This is a genomic window from Vibrio sp. TMPB1044, from assembly GCF_030442075.1.
GTDB classification, from domain to species: Bacteria; Pseudomonadota; Gammaproteobacteria; order Enterobacterales; family Vibrionaceae; genus Vibrio; species Vibrio satsumensis.
Window position 1 is genome coordinate 1 of sequence record NZ_JAUJED010000054.1, and the last position, 867, is coordinate 867.

An 867-nucleotide genomic window follows, 5' to 3' on the forward strand; every position below is an offset into this window, starting at 1 on the left:
AAGCTGCTTAACGGTACTCACGGCACTAAATCATTCCAAATCGGTGCGGATAACGGTGAAGCGGTAATGCTTCAACTGAAAGACATGCGCTCTGATAATGCTCAGATGGGTGGTAAGAGCTACCAAACTGAGAACGCGAAAGACAAAGATTGGAACGTTCAAGCTGGCTCTAACGACCTAAAACTGTCGTTCACTGATAACTTCGGTCAAGCACAAGAAATCGACATCAACGCAAAAGCGGGTGACGATATCGAAGAGCTAGCAACGTACATCAACGGTCAACAAGACTCTGTGAAAGCGTCTGTAACTGAAGATGGTAAGCTACAAATGTTTACTGGTAACAACAAAGTTGAAGGCGAAGTGGCATTCTCTGGCAGCCTTGCTGGTGAACTAGGCATGCAACCTGGCAAAGACGTAACGGTTGATACTATCGACGTAACATCAGTTGGTGGCGCACAAGAGTCTGTAGCCGTTATCGATGCGGCACTTAAGTATGTAGACAGCCACCGTGCTGAGCTAGGTGCTTTCCAAAACCGTTTCGACCACGCTATCAGCAACTTAGACAACATTAACGAGAACGTTAACGCATCTAAGAGCCGTATTAAAGATACCGATTTCGCGAAAGAAACGACTCAGATGACTAAGTCTCAGATCCTTTCTCAAGCTTCAAGCTCGATTCTTGCTCAAGCGAAGCAAGCTCCGAACTCGGCACTTAGCCTACTAGGTTAATCGATTGAAAGGCCACGTTGACTATAAGCATGGTTGATCATAAGCGTTAACGTTAGGCTTCCACAAATTAGCTCGTGGTGAGAGATGAGCGCTAAACAGACCCAGCTTCGGCTGGGTTTTTTATTGCCTGCGATTTGG

At 46.3% G+C, this 867-nt stretch carries 1 protein-coding gene; it reads left to right on the forward strand.

Going from position 1 to position 867, the window contains the following annotated elements:
* The coding region (locus QQ041_RS22070) for a flagellin (protein WP_285955061.1) at positions 1–729 on the forward strand (729 nt) is incomplete at its 5' end.
* Between the last annotated feature and the right edge of the window lie 138 nt (positions 730–867).